This is a genomic window from Loktanella sp. PT4BL, from assembly GCF_003201935.1.
Classification (GTDB): domain Bacteria; phylum Pseudomonadota; class Alphaproteobacteria; order Rhodobacterales; family Rhodobacteraceae; genus Yoonia.
Genome location: NZ_QJJL01000002.1, coordinates 688,419 through 707,947, shown reverse-complemented (window position 1 = coordinate 707,947; position 19,529 = coordinate 688,419). Strand labels below are relative to the sequence as shown.

The window sequence follows — 19,529 nt, the reverse complement described above, 5'->3', positions numbered from 1 at the left end:
TATTCTCTCCCTGTTGATGCTGTTAGTTGATGCCCGGTGGTGGGCTAATGCAGGCGCTAAACCCGACTTCGGGGCCGCAGCCCAAGAAGCCTGCAAGGTATGGCACTGTCATGGAAATGGCGGGAATATAGGTGATCAGGAAGATCACCAGGATTTCCACCGCAAGAAATGGCAGGATCGCTTTGGCAATGGTCTCGACCCGTTCACCCGACACGGTACTGGCCACGAATAACACAAGCCCCATGGGCGGCGTTGCCAGCCCCACGGTCAGGTTCACGCTCATGATGATGGCGAAGTGGACGGGGTGCACGCCAAGATCCACAAAGATCGGCCCGAGGATTGGCCCCAGAATGATAATCGCGGGGCCTGCATCGAGGAACATGCCGACGATAAACAACAGGATGTTGATCAGGAACAAGAGCATCAGCGGGTTTTCTGACAGCGACAGGATATAGTCGCTGAGGATCTGCGGGGCGTATGACAGGGATACGACAGTCTTGAAAGCAACCGCCGCCCCGACCAACAGGAGCACCGCCGAGGTGGCCAGCGCCGAACGCGTCAGCACCTCGCCCAGATCGCGCAACTTCATGGAGCGCAGTACAAAAAAGCTCACGATCAGCGCATAGGCCACCGCCACGGCAGAGGCCTCGGTCGGGGTGAAGACACCCACAAGGATGCCGCCCAGAATGATGATGGGGGTTTGCAGAGGCGCGATGGCCTTCTTGCAGACCATGCGGAAATCGTGGGTCACGCGCTTGCGGTAGCCCATCAGCATGAAATGGGCGGCAATCAGCAGCAGGCCGAAGACGATCCAGAGGTTCAGGCTATGCACCTTGTCGCCGGCGTCATTGATTGAAGACAGACCAACCAGGCCCGACAGCCCCGCGTAAAGCGCCATCAGGAGGCCTGCCAGATTGATCCGCACGAGCGCAAAGCTGACCCAGTATTCAATCGGCGTGATCGTCTGGTTCTTGGTGACGATCCGCTCTGCCTTGGGCAGGTCATAGCGGTCGGCCATCAGGCGGACCATCACCATCAACCCGACGCCGACCATGATGCCCGGCAAGATACCCGCAAGGAAGAGCGAGGCCACGCTTTCGCCCATCACATAGGCGTAGATGATCATGATGCCCGATGGCGGGATGATCGGGCCGATGACCGATGAGGCGGCGGTGATCGCGGCGGCGAATTTGCGGGTGTAGCCGTTTTTCTCCATCGCGGGGATCATGGTGGAGCCGATGGCAGAGGTATCTGCTACGGCAGAACCGGAAAGGCCCGCGAACAGCATGGATGACAGAATGTTCACATGGGCCAGACCGCCGCGCAAATGGCCCATGAAGGCCTGCGCGAATTCCACCAGCCGCAGGGTAATGCCGCCACGGTTCATGATCTCGCCTGCCAGCATGAAGAAAGGCAGTGCCATCAGTGGAAAGCTGTCCATGCCGTTGTAAAGGTTGCGGTAAAGCCCTGCGACGACGTTGCGGTTGTCGCCTTCGAGCATGATCAGCGCGAAAGGCGAGGCCAGCAATGCAAAGACCACTGGCAGGCCGATCATGATCAGGACAAGGAAAAGGGGAAGGAACCATAAAAGCATCAGTCGGCTCCCTGAAAGTCATCGGCATTGAGCGGTGTGAGGCGGTCGCCTTGGCCCAAGAGCTTGATGATCTGGCGGATGATCAGTTCCACATTCACAAGGATCAGCAGGTTCACCCCCACAAAGAGCGATGCATATTGATAGTTGTTCTGGAACTTGGCACCGCATTTACCGATCTCGATCCCGAAGGGCCAGCGCAGCGAGGACGAACACCCGCGCCCTGAAAGCGTCTGGACATGGTTGTTCAGCCCGCGTTCCCACGCGATGACAAGCACCCAAAGGGCGATGCTGAGGATCAGCAGCGTGAGCAGGCCGGAGACAACGCGGGGCAGGGCGCGTTCAAGCATGTCGATCGACACAAACCCGCCCATGCGGAATGCAAGCGGCGCCATCAGCCCTGTCATCCAGAGCATCCCGAAGCGCGCGCCTTCTTCCGTCCAGTTCGGGGCATCGCTGAGCACATAGCGGAAGAAGACCTGCCCCAGGATCAGCGCGACCATGATGGCGAGTGCGATCACCGCGATCACCTTGCCGATGGCAAGGACCACGGTGTTGAACCGTTCAAGCGGCCATAAAAGACCAAACAGGACCGACATCGGCTCCTCCCCTGTTTATGTGCGGGCTTGCGCCCTTGTGTTCTTGGGGCTTTGCCCCCGCCGCATGCTGCGGCTGCCCCAGAATATTTAGGGCAAAATGATAAGATCAGGTCGCGCTGAACTCTCCGTATTTTCCCGCGTGAAAGACGAGCGGATCGCCGCCACGGTGGTGGGCCTTGGTGACAAGGCCTACGACAATCACGTGGTCGCCAGCGTCATGTGTGGCCTCGAGATTGCATTCGAACGTGGCCAGCGCGCCTTCGATGATCGGCATGCCGCAGTGCGACAGATGCGTTGGTACGTCTTTGATCGCGGTCTTGGATTTGATGATGGCCGCACAGATATCGCGCTGGTCCGCCGCCATAACATGTACGGCAAAGCGGCGCGAGCCGGCGAAATGTTCAAAGCGCTTGGATGATTTTGCAGGCGACCACAGCACCAGTGGCGGATCGAGCGACACGCTGGCAAAGCTGTTGGCGACGATAGCAACAGGTCCTTCAGGGCTATCGGTGGTGATGATGGTCACACCGGTGACGAAGGTGCCCAAGGCACCGCGAAAGCTGTCGCTGTCGGTGCTGGGGTCGAATGTGGCGATCGTGCCTGCGTCCATTATGGTACCTCTGTGCCGAGTGCGGCTGTGTAAAGTTCGAACCATGTTTCACGGTCCATATTCACTTTCAAAGCGTCCGAGAGTGATTTGATACGATTGATATTATTCGTGCCCATGACCGGCATGATGTTTGCCGGATGCGCCAGTAACCATGCCACTGCGACGGTGGCATTGTCTACGCCATTCTCGGCCGCCACTTTGGCCAGCGCGTCCTGGGCTGCCCCTGTGCCTGTCATCAGGCTGCCACCGCCCAAGGGGGACCATGCCATAATGGGGATATTACGCTCTTGCAGGTAGGCCACATCGCCGTTGGTAAACCCTGCATGCGCGGTCAGCGACAGTTCGATCTGGTTGGTCACCAGCCGCGTTTTCATCGCAGATTGCAGCAGGGTCCAGTCGTGCAGTTTGAAGTTGGACACGCCGACCGAGCGGACCTTGCCAGAGGCCACAACCTCATCCAGTGCGGCACCTGTTTCATGGTGGTCCATCATCGGATCGGGGCGATGGATCAGCAGGGTGTCGATCTTGTCGATGTTCATCAGCCGCAGGGAATGATCTACGGATGCGAGGATATGCGCGCGGCTGGTGTCATAGTATTTCACCCGTGCATCCGCATAGCGCCCTGCGGGGGCCACGATATCGCATTTTGTGACGATCTCGATCTGGTCCTTCAGGGCAGGGGCTGCTTTGAGTGCTGCGCCCAGCACCTCTTCGGCCTCATAGCCGCCGTAGATATCGGCCTGATCCATCGTCGTGATGCCTTGTTCAAGGCAGGCCTCGATCTTGGCCTGAACGTGCGCCACGGACGTGTCGCTGTCATCGCCCAGACGCCACATGCCATAGACGATACGGCTAAAGGAAAGGTCGTTGGTGATCGAGATACGGGTCATTAACGGCGGGGTCCTGTTCCTAGGGGTGTTGCGGGTGTTTCGGCCGGGACACGCCCGTAAGCGTGGGGCAGCGAGCAGGTTTTCAGATGCGGCATAACGCGCGCGCCAAAGTGTTCGGCCTCGTCGATATGCGGGTAGCCCGAAAAGATGAAAGCACGGATGCCCATCTTTTGATAGGCTTCGATTTTGGACATGACCTGATCGGTCGAGCCGACCAATGCCGCACCGCAGCCCGAACGGGCGCGGCCTACGCCGGTCCAGAGACCGGGTTCGGTGTAACCGTATTTATCCGCCAGTTCGCGGGCCCTCGACTGATGTGCGACACCCAGCGAAATGCTGTCATGGGCGCGGTCGCGGATCAGTTTGCCGTATTCATCATCCAGCTTGGAGGCGATGTAGTCGGCGTATTCCTTCGCTTCGGCTTCGGTATCGCGCACGATCATATGGACGCGCAGCCCGTAGTCGAGTGTCCGGCCATGTTCGGCCGCGCGGGCGTGCACGTCTTTCATGCGCTGTTCCAGCATGTCGGTGGTTTCGGGCCACATCAGATAGACATCGCATTGCGCGCCGCAAAGTTCGAGAGCCGCAGGCGAGTAGCCGCCAAAGTACAAGAGCGGCCCGCCGTTCTGCTGATAGGGTTTGGCGGGATCGGTGGTGAGTTTGGAGATCTGGTAGATCTCGCCGTCATAGCTGACTTCATCCTGCGTCCAGCATTTACGCAGGATTTCAACAACCTCGTGGCTGCGTTTATAGCGGAAAGCACTGTCTGCGACTTCGCCTGGGAAGTCCGAGCTGATGACGTTGAGCGTCAGGCGCCCTTTGAGCATGTGATCGAGTGTCGCGATGGTGCGGGCAAGCATGATCGGTTGCACTTCGCCACAGCGGATCGCGGCGAGGAAATTGATCTTTTCGGTGAGCGGGGCCATGCCTGCGACAAAGGACAGCGTGTCTTGACCGACCTGATAGGACGAAGGGGCGAGGATGTTGCGGAACCCTTGTTTTTCAGCCGTGAGTGCGATGTCGCGGCAGTGCTCCCATGAGGAGCGCAGTTCGCCGTCAGGCACGCCCAGAAACTGGTAATCGTCCGAACAGAGCGCGGAAAACCATGACACTTCCACAGCATCCAGATCGGGGCTGGTGATGGGCACGATGGTCATTGATTCTCCTCCCCAGAAGATCGTGTTTCCACTTGCCTAGCACGCAAATATCTGTGCAACAATAGTGTATCAATTTTCATGTGTCGGCTCGGGGAGGTGCCGCCATGGCGACAACCTCTGCACTGCCGAAGTTCATTCAGTTGAGTGAAATGCTGATCCGCGAGATTGCCGCGGGGCATCTGGCGGATGGTGCGCGATTACCACCCGAGCGCGAGATGGCGGATGAATTGGGCGTGGCCGTGGGGACGTTGCGCAAGGCGCTTGCAGATGTCGAGGCCAAGGGATTGCTGGACCGTGTGCAGGGGTCGGGCAACTATGTGCGCCACCGCCCTGCGGTGAATTCGGTCTATGCGTTTTTCCGGCTGGAGCTGCTCAAGGGGGGTGGTTTGCCGACTGCAAAGGTGCTGTCTGTTGATCGCTTGGCCAAGCCGATGGGCTTTGCGCGCTTGGGTGGTGATCCGCAGGGTCACCGGATCAGGCGTTTGCGGTCGCTGGATGGCGTGTTGGTCGCGCTGGAAGAGATCTGGCTGGATGGGGCGGCACGTGACCGGATCGCTGTGTCGGATCTGTCGGACTCGCTCTATCACTTCTACCGCCATGAACTGGGTGTGGTGATTGCATCGGTCGAAGACCGGATCGGCGTTGATGTGGTGCCCGATTGGGCGCCAGCCGCCTTTCATCTGCGCCCCGGCGCACCTGCGGGTTATATCGAGCGGGTCAGCCTGACCGCCGCCAAAGACCCCGCAGAATTTTCGCGCACTTGGTATGACGCCAAGCGCGCCAACTACATCTCTCGTATGGGCAAAGGTTAAGCAACGTGGATACGGTAAACTACGGCCTGATTGGCTGCGGCATGATGGGCCGCGAACATATCTTGAATATCAATCTGCTGCCACAAGGCCGCGTGTCGGTGGTTTATGATCCGGTGGCGGAGCTCGCAGAATCAGCCGCGATCTTGGCGGAAAACGCCCATGTTGCGGGGTCGATTGAAGAGCTTTTGGCCTTTGAGAATCTGGATGCGGTGGTGATCGTCAGCCCCAATTACCTGCATGTCCAGCAACTCCAGCAGATCGTGGCGACCCGCCCGCTGCCGATCCTGTGTGAAAAGCCGCTTTACACTGACCCCGCCGATGCGCCCGTGTTGGAGGCGCTGTTCAAGGATTACCCGCACCCTGTCTGGGTGGCGATGGAATACCGCTATATGCCTCCAGTCGCGGCCCTGATTGCACAGGCCGAACAGGCGACAGGCGGCATCAAGATGCTGACGATCCGCGAACACCGCTTTCCGTTCCTGCCCAAGATCGGTGACTGGAACCGCTTTAATGCCAAGACCGGTGGGACCTTGGTGGAAAAGTGCTGTCACTTCTTTGACCTGATGCGGCTGATTTTGCAGGATGAACCGGTGCGTGTGATGGCGAGTGCGGGGCAGTCGCTGAACCATATTGATGAGCGCTACGATGGTCAGGCGCCGGATATCTGGGACAACGGCTATGTGATCCTGGATTTCGCCAAGGGCGCGCGCGCCATGCTGGAATTGTGCATGTTCGCCGAAGGGTCCAAGTATCAGGAAGAGATCAGCGCCGTGGGGCCGAAAGGCAAGATCGAGGCGCTGGTGCCGGGGCCGGGGCGGTTCTGGCCGCAACTGCTGGGCGCGCCGCCGGTGCCGCAGATGATCATCAGCCCGCGTGCGCCCAAGGGCCCTTATGTGTCGGAAATTCCGGTTGACCCCACTTTGCTGGAAGCGGGCGATCACAACGGATCGACCTTCTATCAGCATCAGCGTTTCAATGCGGTCGTGCGCGGTGAAGGTGACGTCGAAGTCACCCTTGCCGACGGGGCAAGGGCAGTTGCGATCGGGATGGCCGCGCAGGAGAGCGCGCGGACGGGACAGGCGGTGACGCTCTAGCTGTCCGCAATCATGTTGGAGGTGGCTGCCTCACAGGCGGCCCCTTCACATGAGACCATCGCCGCAGGAACGCGCATTTCGCCGTTTTCTGTCATGATGATATAGGCACCTTCGGCGAAGCCCACATACTGTCCGACAACTGTGAAGTTTTGCTCCTTCAACGTCAGTGAGATCTGTTCTGCACTGACGCCTGAAGGGGAGATGAGTGCGATGGCACCCAACATCATCGTACCAATGATACCGTTTACTGATTTCAACATTTTACTCGCCAATTTTCTAATTTTTTTACACATCAACAAGGTCCACCTATTGAACCCGCACTGACCGCGTCAATGAAATAATGCCCAAAAATATCATTCCCTTACCTAAAGGACAGCCGCATCATTTTTTGCACGAGAAACGGCCTGATTGCTGCCGCAATTGGGCATTGAAACGCCATATTTTATTGGGTCTAGGGGTGTTTTTCGGTGATCAGCCGTACAGGTGAGTCGCAGCCAAGGACCGCTGCAGTCTAGCCATGATCGGGCAGGTCGATCCTGAGCCCGTCAGATCCGACAAACAACGTCCCGTCGAAATGACCGGCCACAGCCTTGTGCCAGTCTTCAACGCCGTAGGCGGGGTCATCCGAGGGCAGCAGATGGGACAAGGCCAGCCGCTTGACGCCGGCATTTGCGGCTGTTCTCGCGGCTGCATCGGCGGGGCTGTGGGAGCGGAGCAGGTGTTCCATCAGTTTTTCCGAGCCGTTGCCGACACGTTCGGTCAGTGCCGGAAGCGCCTGTTCCAGCATCGCTTCATGGATCAGAAGGTCTGCGCCGCGCGCGAAATCCTCAAGTGCTGCGATGGGTGCGGTGTCGCCTGAAAAGACCACATGGGTGTGGGCGGATTTGAAAGAGAAGGCAAAGCAATCAATCAAAGGCGGATGGACTGTGCGCATCGCTGTGACTGTCACGCCGCCATGTTCTATGACGTGGCCTGCCTCTATGTCGTGTAACTGCACCAGCGCGCGTAGGTCAGGGCGGCCTTCGTCGGCGATCCGCAGGTCGATGTCGGCTTTCATCGAGGCCAGAAAGCTGTCCCAATAGGTTTTGATCCCGACCGGCCCGTAGATATCGAGCTGCGTTTTCAAGCCTGCGGTCCATGCGGTGTGGATGAGCGGGCCGAGTTCAAGGTAATGATCGGAGTGCAGATGGCTGATGAAGATCAGCGAGATGTCCTTGAGTTGCATCCCTTGATCGACCAGCCCTTTGGTCACGCCCAATCCGCAATCCACGACCATGCGTTGCCCGTTGATGCAAAAGAGGTTGGCCGTCGGCATGGAGGACCCAGGCCGGATGGCAGGGCCGCCTTTGGTGCCCAAAAGCGCGACGTAGTTTTCGGACATGCTGGCTCCTTTTCGATCCCTTGATCCATTATGGAGGGCAGGCGCCGTGAAGCAAGCACCGCCGCGCACGGTGTCTGCAATTCTTTCAGGCGGCTACGGTGCGCCTGCCGGGGCGCAGGTACCAATACCAGACGCGGTAGGCCTCAAGTGCGATCAGCGGGCCGAAGTGGGTCATCGCCGGCGCAATGCCGCCCCAGTCGTGCAGGGCTGCCCAGTGGATCAGGGTCAGCACGGCGGCGGCATATGTCCAGCGTTGCAGCCATTTCCACCATGTGCCCATCTTGCGCACGAAGTAATCCATCGACGTCAGGGCAAGGGGAATAATGACGATAAACGCGATCCAGCCTGTCCAGATGTAGAGCCGCGAGAGTTCGCCTGTTACGGTCGCAAGCGATCCTTTGTCGATCAGGTAGAACACGGTGTGCAAGAGCGCGTAACCGAAGGCAGCAACACCCAGATAGCGGCGGTTCTTTTTGAGCCACTGCGGCCCGCGCCACCCTTCAAGAGCATTGCCAGCGGTGTGGCCATCAGGGTGACGATCAGAAAGCGGGCGGAAAACTCGCCCGTGGGATGGACCAGAATGTGAAAGACCCGGGGATCATCCGAGGTGAGGGCCTCATAGCTCATCAGCACGGCAGGCAGGGCAAAGAGCGCCCAGAGCCAATAGGGGTGCAGGGCAGAAAGGGTTTTGCGCATAATCTCATCCTTGAAATGTCGTATTCGCTGGGGATTACACGCAAGGGCGCTGGCTTTCCGTCGCGGGAAAGTCCGAAAAATCAACTTTTCAAACTTGGTCAGGCTCTTGGTGGCCTCATCCGATCCGCGTGATCCGCGTTGCCAGATCATGCGCAACCGACAGGCTGCGCGCCGTGACTTCGGCCATTTGCGGCAGGATCATCCACTCCAGCACCCATGCCGCGCCAGAGCGTTCCTGTTCATGGATCAGCGCGTGGTGCATCCCGGCAAGCTGTGTCGCGTTGAACCGCGCGTTGGTGACCAGCAGTTCGGCTAGCACGGGGTTCTGTTTATGCGGCATGGCAGAAGATGCGCCGCCGCCTTCCAAGCCGATCTCTTCGATACCCTGTTGTGCCATCAGACAAATATCCTGCCCCATCTTGCCGAGGCTTCCGGTGATCAGGGACAAGAGGTTGGCATAATCGGCGATATGGTCGCGCATCGCATGGGGCGCCTTGGGCGGATTTTGCAGGCCAAGGTCTGTCGCCATGGCCGCCGCGATGGCATCGCCATGGTCGCCGAGAGCTGCCCGATCTCCGACGGCCCCGCCAAGGCTGAGCACCTCGATCTCGGGGCGCAGGCGGGAGAGCCGCAGCGCGTGCCGCGCCATAGGTTGCGACCACGTGGCGAGCCGTTCCGAAAAGGCGATGGGCAGGGCCGCCTGCATGCGGGTGCGCCCCATGATGGTGCGGTCGCGAAACTGGTCCGAGAGCGCGTCAAAGTCAGCGGCCAAGGACGTGAGCCTGTTGCTAAGCAGATCGTTAAAGGCCTTGAGCGTCAGTGCCAGCGCTGTGTCGATCACATCCTGCGATGTGCTGCCTGTATGGACCGCACCGGCATCCGGACCCGCTGCGCGTTTGAGTTGCGCCACCAGTTCAGGGACGGGCACGCCGTCGCGCATCGTGGCGCTGTTGATCGCATCAAGATCGGGTTTGAAATCGGAAATCAGCGCGGCGACTTTTGCGGCCTGTTCTGCGCTGATCCGGCCTGTGTGCCCCATGGCGCGGGTAAAGGCCGCCTCGCATGCCAGCATATGCTGCATCTGCTGCGCCGGACCCCAGATCGCGGCGGTTTCGCTGTCGCCGAGCAGCCCATTCAGCCATGGATGATGCGTGAACCCTGTCATTGGATCCTCTTATGCACCGCATTGATCGCTTGGGCCACCGTTTTGGGGGCCTCGATACAGGGCAGGTGGCCGCAGTCCGCGATCACCTCAAAGGTTGCACCTTGGATCAGCGCGCTAAGGGCACGCACAAGGTCAGGTGGCGTGGAAAGATCCGCGCTGCCTGCGATGCAGTGGGTGGGTACGGTGATGGTTCGGGTGGCCGCAGTTGAATCCGTGTCGCGCAGGGCGGCGCAGACGGCGGCATAGCCGTCGGCGGGGGTGCGGGTCAGCATGTTGCGGTAAATCGCAAGGGCGGTGGGCTGTTCGGCCCTGAACTGCGCACTGAACCACCGTTCTAGGATGGCAGGTGCCATCGCGCCGATTCCGTCGGTCTGGACCGCGGCAATCCGCGTGTTCCACATGTCGGCATCGCCGATCTTTGCGCCGGTACAGCACAGGACCAGCCCCGAAACGAGGTCGGGCCGTGTTGTTGCCAAACCCTGCGCAATCAGGCCACCGACGGAGACGCCGCATATAAGGGCAGAGGTCAGACCTGTGTGATCCATCAGTGCGGCCACATCACCGACCAGATTTGGCATGGTGATATCATTGCCATCGCTGAGACCGTGGCCGCGTTTGTCGATGCACAGCACGGGCGTCTTTGCGGGCAATTGGGCAATCACCGCGTCCCAGATACGGAAATCCGTGCCGAGCGAGTCGAGAAAGACCACAGCACGCCCCTGGCCCGCGCGGAAGCGGTAGTGCAGGGTGGCCTCGTTGAGTGTTGCAAACATCATTGGACGCAGTCCTGCGGGCTGATCATGCAGCGCTCTTTTGCAGGCCGAGGATCGCGCGCGCCTCTTGCCATGTGGCGACGGGGCGTTCGTATTTTTCGCACAGGTCTACCGCGCGCTGCACCAAAGCCGAATTCGACGGGGCCAGCGTGTTGCGATCAAGGCGGATGTTGTCTTCAAGGCCGGTACGGGTATGCCCACCCTTTGATATAGCCCATTCGTTGACCGTCAGTTGCGCAGGACCAATGCCAGCAGCGCACCACTGCGCGTCGGGGGCGAGCCGTTTCAGCGTCTCGATGTAGAAGTCAAAGATCGGTTCATCCGCAGGCATCGCGTTTTTGACGCCCATCACGAATTGCACGTAGAGCGGGCTTTTCAGCCGCCCGTCACTGGCCATGCGGGTGGCCTGGACAATATGGCTGAGGTCAAAGGCCTCGATTTCGGGTTTGACGTTATAGGCCAGCATTTCCGAAGCCAGCCAGTCCACCAGATCGGGGCTGTTTTCATAAACCCGTGTCGGGAAATTGTTGGAGCCTACCGAAAGCGACGCCATGTCGGGGGCCAAGGGCAGCATGCCGCCACGTTCGCGCCCCGCGCCTGAGCGCCCGCCCGTAGACAGCTGCACGATCATGCCGGGGCAATGTGCCTCGATGCCCTCTTTCAGTCGCGCAAAGCGTTCTGGATCAGAGGTGGGTTTGCCCGCGTCATCACGGACATGACAATGGGCGATGGTGGCACCGGCCTCGAAGGCGGCATGGGTGCTTTCGATCTGTTCGGCGATCGTTACAGGCACTGCCGGATTGTCGGCTTGTGTCGGGACAGAGCCGGTGATGGCCACGCAGATAATACAGGGGTTTGTCATGGTCGGTTACACATCCAGAAAGACGGTTTCATTCTCGCCTTGCAGGCTGATGTTGAATTCATAGGTGTTTGCCTCGCCCTTGGCGATCAACGTGTCGCGGCGGTGCGCCTGTTCGATCAGGTTCAGCACCGGATCGCTGGCGTTGGCGGTCTCATCGTCAAAATACATCCGCGTGTTCAGGCCCACATTGATGCCGCGCGCGACCAGCCAGAGGTTCAGGTGCGGTGCCGCCATGCGCCCTTCTGTGCCCGCAACGGGGCCGGGCTTGACGGTTTCAAAGGTGAATTTGCCGGTGTCAAAATCGGGGATCACACGGCCCCAGCCGCGAAAGCCCTCTTCGACATCGCCCGCACCGGCATAGATGCCTGCGGCATTGGCCTGCCAGATCTCGATCAGCACGTCCTTGACGGGGGCACCTGTACCGTCCGTCACCATGCCTGTGACGGTGATCCGTTGGCCCTTGGCGTTGGGTCCGGCGATATCGCGGCCCAGTTCCTGTGCGTAGATGTCAAACCCCGCATCACCGGGGGCGAGGCCGATATGCACGTAGGGGCCTGCCGTCTGCGAGGCGGTTTCTTTGAGGTAGTTGAGTGATTGGGTCATATCAATTTCCCTCCGGACGGTTTTCAAAGAAGGTCGAACGCTGGCCGCGCAGGATGATGTCGAACTTATAGGCGATACTGTCGAGCGGGATCGTGGCGTTCAGGTCGAGGGCTGCGACAAGTTGGTCCACCGCGCGCTGGTCGGGGATGGATTTCACGATCGGGCATTTCGCGATCAGCGGGTCGCCTTCGAAGTACATCTGGGTGATGAGGCGCTGGGCAAAGGCCGTGCCGAAAACCGAGAAATGGATATGTGCCGGACGCCAGCTGTTGATCCAGTTGCGCCACGGGTAAGCGCCCGGTTTTACGGTGCGGAAGGTATAGTAGCCGTTCTCGTCTGTGAGGGTCCGGCCGCAGCCGCCGAAATTGGGGTCAATCGCGGCAAGGTAGCTGTCTTTCTTGTGCCGGTAGCGCCCGCCTGCATTGGCTTGCCAGATTTCTACAAGCGTGTTGGGCACTGGACGCCCGTTTTCATCCAGAACACGGCCATGCAGGATAATCCGTTCGCCGATGGGGTCACCGGATTTGGCGTAGTTGCGCAACAGGTCATTGTCGATGGCGTCGATATCGTTATGGCCGAAGGTCGGGCCTGTGAGTTCGCTGGGCGAGCCCTCGAGCGACAAAAGCGCGTTTTTCGGGGACCGGCCGAGGCTGGTCTTGTAATCCGGTGCCAGTGCAGGGGGGTGCCATTCGCGGTCGCGTTGGTAAAGCGGTGATGTCATGTCTGATCCCCTTCCATTTCGGCATAGGTTTGTTTGGCAAGCTTGATCGCGTGATTGGCCGCAGGCACACCCGCGTAGATCGCGACATGCTGAAAGGCCTCGATCACGTCCTGTTTGCTTGCGCCGGTGCGCGCTGTGGCGCGGATATGCATCGGGATTTCCTCAAAGTTCTTGGTCGCAGCCAGCAGCGCCAGTGTGATCATCGACCGTTCACGCTGCGTGATCCCATCCGACGCCCAGACCGTGCCCCAGGCGGCTTCGGTGATCAGCGTCTGGAACGGTAGATCAAAGTCGGTCTTGGCGGCTTCTGCCTTATCCACATGCGCGTCACCCAGAACGGCACGCCGTGTCGCCATGCCTGTGTCAAACCGGTCTGTCATTGTGATCCTCCGTCGTGAGTGAATGTCAGACGCGCGCGTAAATCAATACGGCAAGCCAACATAGTTTTCCGCCATCGCCTTTTGCGCGGCTTTGTTGGACCGCAGGAATTCGAGATCGGCGACCTGCATTTTCAGATCGAATTCGGATTGATCAGGGTAGCGGTGCATCAGGGACGAGAACCACCAACTAAAGCGCTCGGCCTTCCAGACGCGGGCGAGGGCCTTTTGCGAAAAGCTGTCGATGCCGTCAGTGCTGCCGTTGGCGTAGAATTCGGTCAGGCCGTTATAGAGGTAATGGACATCAGAGGCCGCTGTGTTCAGGCCCTTGGCCCCCGTGGGCGGCACGATATGGGCCGCATCACCGCAAAGGAACAAGCGCCCCCAGCGCATCGGTTCGGTCACGAAGGACCGCAGGGGCGCGATGGATTTCTCAATGGACGGGCCTGTCACCAGATTTGCCGCCTGATCGGCAGGGATACGGCGCTTGAGTTCCTCCCAGAAGGCCGCGTCCGTCCAGTCCTCGGGTTTGTCGCTGAGCGAGCACTGGATGTAATAGCGGCTGAGGTTTTCATTGCGCATCGAACACAGCGCAAAACCGCGCGGTGAGTTGGCGTAGATCAGTTCATGGTTCACCGGCGGGGTTTCCGACAGAATCCCAAGCCAGCCGAAGGGGTAGACCTTTTCATATTCGCGCCGCACGTCCAGCGGAATTGTCTGGCGGCTGACCCCGTGAAAACCGTCACAGCCAGCGATGAAATCGCATTCAAGGCGTCGCTCTTCGCCATGCACGTTGTAGGTGACGAATGGGGTGTCGGTGTCGGCGCCATGGATCACCACATCCTCGACATTAAACTCGATCTGCCCGCCTGCTTTTTCGCGCGCGTCATAGAGGTCCCGCGTCACTTCTGTCTGGCCGTAGACGATGACCGGCGTGCCTGTGTGTTCGGTAAAGTCAACGCGGAACATCTCGTCGCCATATGAGATCAGCGTGCCGTCATGCAGGATGCCTTCGGCATGGAGCCGGTCGGCACAGCCTGCTTCTTCCATCAACTTGACCAAGCCTTGTTCCAGCACGCCCGCACGGATGCGTCCCAGCACATAGTCGCGCGTCTTGCGTTCCAAGACGACGCTTTCGATGCCACGTCTGTGCAGCAATTGGGACAACAAAAGGCCCGATGGCCCGCCACCGATGATCGCAACTTGCGTTTTCATGTTCGAGATGCCTCCTGCAAAAGGGAATGGCATATTGAAACGGTGATGAAAATTGATTATTCGCGTCATTTAGTTGCTATTTTGGGGAAGTAAATGGATCACAGGATCAAGTTTCGACATCTGAATGCGTTCAGCGCGATTGCACGGGCGGGCAGTCTGAAGGTTGCGGCCGAGCAGTTGCATCTGACGCAGCCTGCTATCTCAAAGGCCCTCAAAGAACTTGAAGAGATCATTGGCGTTGTATTGCTTGAACGCAGCCGTGCGGGCGTGAAGCTGACGGCAGAGGGTGACACATTCCTGCAATTTGCCGAGCAAAGCACCTCGGCCTTGCGGCACGGGTTGCGGAGCGTGCGGGCGACGGGATTGTCGGCAGGAAAACTGCGGGTGGGCGCGTTGCCCAGTGTGGCGTCACATTTGCTGCCGCAAGCCGTGACGGATTTCTGCGCGCGTAGTCCCGACACTTTGGTCGAGCTGCATGAAGGTCCGCATCAGGACCTGACGACGCGGTTGCGCAGCGGGGGGCTTGATCTGGTCGTGGGGCGGTTGGGGCGGCCCGAGACGATGACGGGGTTGGAGTTCTTGCAGCTTTATACCGAACGCGTGGTGGTGGTAGCCCATCCCGATAGCCCTGCCGTGACGGTGCGCCAATTTGCGGAACTGGATGCGTTCCGTGTCCTTTATCCGCCCCAGAACTCCGCCATCCGGTCGCTTGTGGCGCGGCTGTTGATTTCACAGGGTGTGCCACTGTTCCGTGAGCGTATTGAATCGGCGTCTTCGGCCTTCGGGCGGGCCGCCACGCTGGCTGATCCGAACACCGTCTGGGTGATCAGCTATGGTGTCGTGGCCGATGATCTGGCCGAGGGGCGGTTGGTCGCGCTTGATCTGGATACATCGGCCACGACAGGGGCCGTGGGCGTGATGTCGCGCGCCGAAGAGGTGCGTTCGGTCGCTGCACGCGCGTTCATCAGTGCGCTGGTACGTGCGGTGCCGGCGTAGGCGCAATCGTCGGCGGCGCTGCATTCAGCCGGTCGATGGCAAAGCCGGCGGCGGCTTTGTAATCGGCCATAAAGGCCGCGCGCTCGGCCGCGGGGATCACGTCGTCGATATTGTCGAACACACCGCCACAGCGGTCATCCAGCAGATTGAGCAGGCCGAACGGCCCTGCGCCGCGGTTGCGCAGGATCAAGGCAGAAACAGGTGCGCAAAGCTGCGCGTCATAGGCTGCAAGTGCCGCAGGGGTCACGCCATGTACCAGCATTTGTGCACCGATCACGCGGGCGTCCACGATGGCCTGGCTCGCTCCGTTGGACCCTGTGGGATACATCGCGTGGGCCGCGTCACCCATCAGGCCGACGGGTCCATCGACCCATGTCGGGACCGGATCGCGGTCGATCATGGGGTTTTCATAGGCATTGTCGGTGCGCGCCAGCATGGCGGGTACATCAAGCCAGTCATAGCGGAATTGATCGAAGTGATGCGCGAAACTGTCAACGTCGACCGGGCGGAACCAGCCCTGTTCCTGCCAGCCGCCCGCGTTGTCACGCGTCACTTCGGCAATCCAGTTGATCAGGGCTGTGCCATCTGCGGCAGGGGCCGAGATCGGGTAGATCACCATGCGGTGTTCATGCGTGCCCAGTCCGATAAAGGATGAGTTCGTGCGCATCGGCTTGGCACGGATCGTGCCGCGCCACATGACGGCACCGCCCCAATGGATGGGCGGTTGGTCAGGGTGCATCTGGGCACGGATGGCCGAATGGATGCCGTCGGCCCCGATAAGCAGCTTAGCTTTAAGGTCGCGTGTCGTGCCGTCGGCATCGTAAAGTTCTGCGACCACGCCGTTTTCCGTCGTGCGATAGCCTGTGACCCGCGCGCCGAGGATCACGGCATCGGCCCCCAGACGCTCCACGACCTTGCGGTAAAGCAGCATGTGGAATTCACCGCGATGGGCCGCGTATTGCGGCCATTTGTATCCGGCCTCGGTGCCACGGGGTTCGGCGTAGACCTCCTTGCCGTTCAGCCCCACCAAGGCCCATTCGCGTGCGGGCACGCCGACGGTATCCAGATCGGTGGGCGTGATGCCCAAATCAAAAAGCTCCCGCACGGCGTTGGGTTGAATGTTGATGCCCACACCCAAAGGCTGCATGACAGGTGCGGCCTCGATCACGCGGCAGGACACCCCGATCTGGTGCAGCGTCAGCGCCATGGTCAGCCCGCCGATGCCGCCGCCTGCGATAATGACGTCTGGGTTGGTCATGGGGTGATCCTTCTAGCGTGCTGTTTGCGCAAGGCGCAGCAGGTCTTGGGGGGCATGGTGATGGTGTGCCACATGGGCGATCTGCGTCCAAGAGGCTGCGCAGAACAATTGCGCTGTCTCCTGCGCGAAAGCGTGGGCCTGAGGAAGGGGATCGGCGGCGCGGGTCATCTCTGCGCGCCAGCCTTGCCAAGCGTCAAGACGGGTCAGTACCGCCTCTGATCCGTTTGCGAGTTCGGCAATCAGGTCCGCGAATTCATCTGCGCCGCCCCCCGGGCGCAGGCCGCGTGTGGCAATGCTGCGTTCGTGGATACCGTTTGCGCCTTCGTAGATCGCGCAGATGCGGGCGTCACGCCAGATCTGGTCAAGCCCGTATTCGGTCAGGTATCCATAGCCGCCCAAGATCTGGATCCCGAGATCGGCGGCGCGGATACCTGCCTCGGAGCCGAAAACCTTGCACAGCGGGGTCAGGAAATCGCCCAGGGCAGGACGGTCGTTGCGTGCAAGCGCCACCAGCGCGATATGGCACATGGCCCGCGCGCCGATGGCGAGCCTGCGTTGTTCGTCCAGCATCCGCTGCACATCGGCATGGTGATGCAGTTGTGCGGGCGCGCCATCTGCCTGACGGCCTTGTGTGCGCTCGGCGGCATAGGCGGCGGCGATCTCGGCGGCGCGGCTGGCGTGGGCGACCCCTTGCAGCGCCACATCAATGCGGGCGTGGTTCATCAGGGTGAACATCGCTGCAAGCCCTTGGCCTTCCGCGCCGATCAGTTCTGCCCCTGCGCCGTCAAAGCGCATCTGGCAGGTGGGCGAGGCGTGCAGCCCCATTTTGTCTTCGATCCGAGTGACGCTGACCTGTGCCTGTGCGGGGCAAAGGTATAGCGAAAGGCCCTTCATCCCCGAATCCGCAGCCCCGCTGCGCGCCAGCACCAGATGCAGGATATCTGCGGACATGTCCTGATCGCCGCCAGAGATGAAGATCTTTTCGCCGGTGATTTTCCAGCCATCGCCCGTGTTTTCCGCGCGGCAGCGGATGGCGGACAGATCAGACCCCGCCTGTGCTTCGGTCAGACACATGGTGGAGAGTGTATCGCCCGAGGCGAGTTTGGGAATCCAGTGGTCCTGCTGGGCGGGGCTGCCGTATTTCAGCAGTGTCGTAATCGCGCCGGGGACCAGATTGCAGACCATTTGCAGCGCGTGGTTGGCGCCGGAAAACACCTCGGATACTGCCGCCGCGATCAGTGGCGAGGCTGCCATGCCGCCAAACCGTTCGGGCGCTGTCAGGCCTTGCCAGCCATCGCCCGCAAGCTGTGCATAGGCTGCGCCAAAGCCTTCGGGCATCCGCACGCGGCCATTGAGCAGCTGTGCATGCTGCTGGTCGCCGATGGCGTTGAGCGGGGCGATGACGCCTTCGGCAAAGCCTGCGAAATGACCAAGAATATCACCTGCAAGCTCGGCGTCCCAGTCATCAAGCCTGTTGGCCTGTGCGACATGGTTGAGCGAAAAGAGGATGTCTTCGGTGGGAGCTTTGAAGGCTGTCATGAGCGACGTTATTTCAGCAACACAGGGATTTGCACGGGCCCGCGGAAGCCAAAGCCGCGCCAGATGACGGCGTCGGTGTCGGGGATTTCCATGTTAGGAAAACGGTCAAACAGGATCGGCAGCATCACCTTGCCAACCGCGCGGCGTGCCACATGGGTGCCCTGGCAGAAATGCGGGCCGTTTCCAAAGGACTGATGGGGGTTCTTGTCGCGATAGACCTGAAATTCCTCGCCGTTGTCGAACAGCTCTTCATCGCGGTTGGCGCTGGCCTGAATGGTCATGACCGTATCACCCTTGGGGATATGGTAGCCGCGGATTTCTGTGTCCTCGGTGACGAGCCTTGATGAGGCCGAGATCGGTGCAACCCAGCGCACGCCTTCTTCAAAGGCTTTGTCCCAATCGTCTTTGCGCTTGACCTCTTCCAACTGGTCGGGGTTGGTCAGAAGGCCGTAAAGGATGGTGTTGAGCGCATCGCGCGGTTCGTTGATCCCGCCGCCGATGGCGATTTTGATGTTGGCGTAGATTTGCGACATCGCGATCGGATCGTCGGCGTTCAGCATGACCGAAAAGGCCGAGTTGTTGGGTGCGGCGCGGTGGCGGTCCTGAATGCTGTCGAGCAACGCATCAATCGCGTCATTGGCGCGGTCGCTGCGCGCAAAAGGCGCGTCGCGCCAGCCAAAGTTGCCCGCCCCTTCGATCAGCGCTTGCGACCATTCGAGCATGTCTTCGTCGCTGGCCTCTTCCATCCCCAGCAGGATCGCAAGGCCGCGCGCGGCGTAGGCACCCGACAGGATCGAAAAGAGGTCAACCACCTCGCCGCGCGGCAGGCGGCCAACATAATCACGTGCGATTTCCTCATAGCGGGGCATCCAGTCGTTCTGGATGACCCGTGCCGCAAAGGCGGGGGCCATGGCCATGCGTTCGCGGCGGTGTTCTTCGCCGTCCTTGCGCATCAGGGTATGGGCGCGGAAGGCGCGTTTCATGGGGGTGTTGGGGTCGTCAGAGCTGAAGATCTCGGGGTTGTCTTTGACGTATTTGGTATCGGCAGCTTTGGTCAGAAGGGTGCGGCCAGCGGATTTGACGCGCAAGACGGGGGCCTCGGCGCGCAGGCGGCGGTAGATCGGAAACGGATCGCGGTCCAACTGTTCCAGCGTGATCGTATCGTCCAGAGGTGCTTGTTTGGTCATTGT

At 60.2% G+C, this 19,529-nt stretch carries 22 protein-coding genes; 3 read left to right on the top strand and 19 right to left on the bottom strand.

The genetic code is table 11. The features are described from left to right. Positions 1 to 22: 22 nt before the first annotated feature. The 5 genes from C7964_RS08445 to C7964_RS08425 form a co-directional block, all read right to left on the bottom strand. On the bottom strand, positions 23 to 1,594 hold the full coding sequence (locus C7964_RS08445; protein WP_110279213.1) for a TRAP transporter large permease: 1,572 nt from the start codon (positions 1,592 to 1,594) through the stop codon (positions 23 to 25). Further along, complete coding sequence (locus tag C7964_RS08440; protein WP_110279212.1) at positions 1,594 to 2,190, bottom strand: TRAP transporter small permease; 597 nt, start codon at positions 2,188 to 2,190, stop codon at positions 1,594 to 1,596. The genes C7964_RS08445 and C7964_RS08440 overlap by 1 nt, the downstream gene beginning before the upstream one ends. Before the next feature lie 106 nt (positions 2,191 to 2,296). Then, positions 2,297 to 2,800, bottom strand: coding sequence for a flavin reductase family protein (locus tag C7964_RS08435; RefSeq protein ID WP_110279211.1), 504 nt, complete (start codon positions 2,798 to 2,800; stop codon positions 2,297 to 2,299). Beyond that, positions 2,800 to 3,690, bottom strand: coding sequence for an aldo/keto reductase (locus C7964_RS08430; RefSeq protein WP_110279210.1), 891 nt, complete (start codon positions 3,688 to 3,690; stop codon positions 2,800 to 2,802). Before C7964_RS08430 ends, C7964_RS08435 begins: the two co-directional genes overlap by 1 nt. Continuing rightward, entirely contained in the window at positions 3,690 to 4,847 is a 1,158-nt protein-coding gene (locus C7964_RS08425) for an LLM class flavin-dependent oxidoreductase (protein WP_110279209.1), read from the bottom strand. The genes C7964_RS08430 and C7964_RS08425 overlap by 1 nt, the downstream gene beginning before the upstream one ends. Before the next feature lie 104 nt (positions 4,848 to 4,951). Between C7964_RS08425 and C7964_RS08420 the strand changes: the two genes are divergently transcribed. Together C7964_RS08420 and C7964_RS08415 are read left to right on the top strand one after the other, a co-directional pair. Then, positions 4,952 to 5,659 carry a GntR family transcriptional regulator gene (locus tag C7964_RS08420; RefSeq protein ID WP_110279208.1) on the top strand — a complete coding sequence of 236 codons (708 nt, stop codon included), beginning with the start codon at positions 4,952 to 4,954 and terminating at the stop codon, positions 5,657 to 5,659. Between the two features lie 5 nt (positions 5,660 to 5,664). Further along, entirely contained in the window at positions 5,665 to 6,753 is a 1,089-nt protein-coding gene (locus tag C7964_RS08415; RefSeq protein WP_110279207.1) for a Gfo/Idh/MocA family protein, read from the top strand. Here C7964_RS08415 and C7964_RS08410 read toward each other — a convergent pair. The 11 genes from C7964_RS08410 to pobA form a co-directional block, all read right to left on the bottom strand. Beyond that, positions 6,750 to 7,046, bottom strand: a complete 297-nt coding sequence (locus C7964_RS08410; RefSeq protein WP_146214839.1) for a hypothetical protein — start codon at positions 7,044 to 7,046, stop codon at positions 6,750 to 6,752. The genes C7964_RS08415 and C7964_RS08410 overlap by 4 nt on opposite strands. Positions 7,047 to 7,264: 218 nt before the next feature. Next, the gene (locus C7964_RS08405; RefSeq protein ID WP_110279205.1) at positions 7,265 to 8,134 is read right to left on the bottom strand and encodes an MBL fold metallo-hydrolase; all 870 of its coding nucleotides are present in this window, start codon (positions 8,132 to 8,134) and stop codon (positions 7,265 to 7,267) included. An 85-nt stretch (positions 8,135 to 8,219) separates the two neighbouring features. After that, entirely contained in the window at positions 8,220 to 8,591 is a 372-nt protein-coding gene (locus C7964_RS20210; protein ID WP_286163877.1) for a ferric reductase-like transmembrane domain-containing protein, read from the bottom strand. Next, positions 8,540 to 8,830 carry a hypothetical protein gene (locus tag C7964_RS20205; RefSeq protein WP_286163847.1) on the bottom strand — a complete coding sequence of 97 codons (291 nt, stop codon included), beginning with the start codon at positions 8,828 to 8,830 and terminating at the stop codon, positions 8,540 to 8,542. Before C7964_RS20205 ends, C7964_RS20210 begins: the two co-directional genes overlap by 52 nt. A gap of 115 nt (positions 8,831 to 8,945) precedes the next feature. Then, a complete protein-coding gene (locus C7964_RS08395; RefSeq protein WP_110279204.1) occupies positions 8,946 to 9,995 on the bottom strand; it encodes a 3-carboxy-cis,cis-muconate cycloisomerase in 1,050 nt (349 codons plus the stop codon). Further along, a complete protein-coding gene (gene pcaD, locus C7964_RS08390; RefSeq protein ID WP_110279203.1) occupies positions 9,992 to 10,771 on the bottom strand; it encodes a 3-oxoadipate enol-lactonase in 780 nt (259 codons plus the stop codon). The genes C7964_RS08395 and pcaD overlap by 4 nt, the downstream gene beginning before the upstream one ends. A gap of 22 nt (positions 10,772 to 10,793) precedes the next feature. Continuing rightward, positions 10,794 to 11,630, bottom strand: coding sequence for a 3-oxoadipate:acetyl-CoA acetyltransferase (locus C7964_RS08385; protein ID WP_110279202.1), 837 nt, complete (start codon positions 11,628 to 11,630; stop codon positions 10,794 to 10,796). Between the two features lie 6 nt (positions 11,631 to 11,636). Next, positions 11,637 to 12,233, bottom strand: a complete 597-nt coding sequence (gene pcaG, locus C7964_RS08380) for a protocatechuate 3,4-dioxygenase subunit alpha (RefSeq protein ID WP_110279201.1) — start codon at positions 12,231 to 12,233, stop codon at positions 11,637 to 11,639. 1 nt (position 12,234) lies between these two features. Continuing rightward, positions 12,235 to 12,954 (bottom strand): protocatechuate 3,4-dioxygenase subunit beta, encoded by a 720-nt coding sequence (pcaH, locus tag C7964_RS08375; RefSeq protein WP_110279200.1) that lies wholly within the window; start codon positions 12,952 to 12,954, stop codon positions 12,235 to 12,237. Continuing rightward, positions 12,951 to 13,334, bottom strand: coding sequence for a 4-carboxymuconolactone decarboxylase (gene pcaC, locus C7964_RS08370; RefSeq protein WP_110279199.1), 384 nt, complete (start codon positions 13,332 to 13,334; stop codon positions 12,951 to 12,953). The genes pcaH and pcaC overlap by 4 nt, the downstream gene beginning before the upstream one ends. 42 nt (positions 13,335 to 13,376) lie before the next feature. Next, the gene (gene pobA, locus C7964_RS08365; protein WP_110279460.1) at positions 13,377 to 14,546 is read right to left on the bottom strand and encodes a 4-hydroxybenzoate 3-monooxygenase; all 1,170 of its coding nucleotides are present in this window, start codon (positions 14,544 to 14,546) and stop codon (positions 13,377 to 13,379) included. A gap of 93 nt (positions 14,547 to 14,639) precedes the next feature. Here pobA and pcaQ point away from each other — a divergent pair, with 93 nt between their 5' ends. Next, the gene (gene pcaQ / locus C7964_RS08360; protein WP_110279198.1) at positions 14,640 to 15,542 is read left to right on the top strand and encodes a pca operon transcription factor PcaQ; all 903 of its coding nucleotides are present in this window, start codon (positions 14,640 to 14,642) and stop codon (positions 15,540 to 15,542) included. Here pcaQ and C7964_RS08355 read toward each other — a convergent pair. From C7964_RS08355 to C7964_RS08345, 3 genes are read right to left on the bottom strand one after another with little or no spacing between them, the layout of a single operon-like run. Next, the gene (locus tag C7964_RS08355) at positions 15,511 to 16,800 is read right to left on the bottom strand and encodes a flavin-dependent oxidoreductase (RefSeq protein WP_110279197.1); all 1,290 of its coding nucleotides are present in this window, start codon (positions 16,798 to 16,800) and stop codon (positions 15,511 to 15,513) included. The two genes, pcaQ and C7964_RS08355, sit on opposite strands and share 32 nt — an antisense overlap. Positions 16,801 to 16,812: 12 nt before the next feature. Further along, positions 16,813 to 18,339 (bottom strand): acyl-CoA dehydrogenase family protein, encoded by a 1,527-nt coding sequence (locus C7964_RS08350; protein ID WP_110279196.1) that lies wholly within the window; start codon positions 18,337 to 18,339, stop codon positions 16,813 to 16,815. 8 nt (positions 18,340 to 18,347) lie between these two features. Further along, positions 18,348 to 19,526 (bottom strand): cytochrome P450, encoded by a 1,179-nt coding sequence (locus C7964_RS08345; RefSeq protein WP_110279195.1) that lies wholly within the window; start codon positions 19,524 to 19,526, stop codon positions 18,348 to 18,350. Between the last annotated feature and the right edge of the window lie 3 nt (positions 19,527 to 19,529).

What these genes read in the sequence shown, in the direction of transcription:
- C7964_RS08420 (WP_110279208.1), top strand. Translation starts at nt 4,952, where the DNA reads ATGGCGACAACCTCTGCACTGCCGAAGTTCATTCAGTTGAGTGAAATG.
- C7964_RS08385 (WP_110279202.1), bottom strand. Translation starts at nt 11,630, where the DNA reads ATGACAAACCCCTGTATTATCTGCGTGGCCATCACCGGCTCTGTCCCG.
- C7964_RS08410 (WP_146214839.1), bottom strand. Translation starts at nt 7,046, where the DNA reads ATGTGTAAAAAAATTAGAAAATTGGCGAGTAAAATGTTGAAATCAGTA.
- C7964_RS08445 (WP_110279213.1), bottom strand. Translation starts at nt 1,594, where the DNA reads ATGCTTTTATGGTTCCTTCCCCTTTTCCTTGTCCTGATCATGATCGGC.
- C7964_RS20205 (WP_286163847.1), bottom strand. Translation starts at nt 8,830, where the DNA reads ATGCGCAAAACCCTTTCTGCCCTGCACCCCTATTGGCTCTGGGCGCTC.
- C7964_RS08350 (WP_110279196.1), bottom strand. Translation starts at nt 18,339, where the DNA reads ATGACAGCCTTCAAAGCTCCCACCGAAGACATCCTCTTTTCGCTCAAC.
- pcaH (WP_110279200.1), bottom strand. Translation starts at nt 12,954, where the DNA reads ATGACATCACCGCTTTACCAACGCGACCGCGAATGGCACCCCCCTGCA.
- C7964_RS08345 (WP_110279195.1), bottom strand. Translation starts at nt 19,526, where the DNA reads ATGACCAAACAAGCACCTCTGGACGATACGATCACGCTGGAACAGTTG.
- pcaC (WP_110279199.1), bottom strand. Translation starts at nt 13,334, where the DNA reads ATGACAGACCGGTTTGACACAGGCATGGCGACACGGCGTGCCGTTCTG.
- C7964_RS08430 (WP_110279210.1), bottom strand. Translation starts at nt 3,690, where the DNA reads ATGACCCGTATCTCGATCACCAACGACCTTTCCTTTAGCCGTATCGTC.
- C7964_RS08355 (WP_110279197.1), bottom strand. Translation starts at nt 16,800, where the DNA reads ATGACCAACCCAGACGTCATTATCGCAGGCGGCGGCATCGGCGGGCTG.
- C7964_RS08435 (WP_110279211.1), bottom strand. Translation starts at nt 2,800, where the DNA reads ATGGACGCAGGCACGATCGCCACATTCGACCCCAGCACCGACAGCGAC.
- pcaG (WP_110279201.1), bottom strand. Translation starts at nt 12,233, where the DNA reads ATGACCCAATCACTCAACTACCTCAAAGAAACCGCCTCGCAGACGGCA.
- C7964_RS08405 (WP_110279205.1), bottom strand. Translation starts at nt 8,134, where the DNA reads ATGTCCGAAAACTACGTCGCGCTTTTGGGCACCAAAGGCGGCCCTGCC.
- pcaD (WP_110279203.1), bottom strand. Translation starts at nt 10,771, where the DNA reads ATGATGTTTGCAACACTCAACGAGGCCACCCTGCACTACCGCTTCCGC.
- C7964_RS08440 (WP_110279212.1), bottom strand. Translation starts at nt 2,190, where the DNA reads ATGTCGGTCCTGTTTGGTCTTTTATGGCCGCTTGAACGGTTCAACACC.
- C7964_RS08395 (WP_110279204.1), bottom strand. Translation starts at nt 9,995, where the DNA reads ATGACAGGGTTCACGCATCATCCATGGCTGAATGGGCTGCTCGGCGAC.
- C7964_RS08425 (WP_110279209.1), bottom strand. Translation starts at nt 4,847, where the DNA reads ATGACCATCGTGCCCATCACCAGCCCCGATCTGGATGCTGTGGAAGTG.
- pobA (WP_110279460.1), bottom strand. Translation starts at nt 14,546, where the DNA reads ATGAAAACGCAAGTTGCGATCATCGGTGGCGGGCCATCGGGCCTTTTG.
- pcaQ (WP_110279198.1), top strand. Translation starts at nt 14,640, where the DNA reads ATGGATCACAGGATCAAGTTTCGACATCTGAATGCGTTCAGCGCGATT.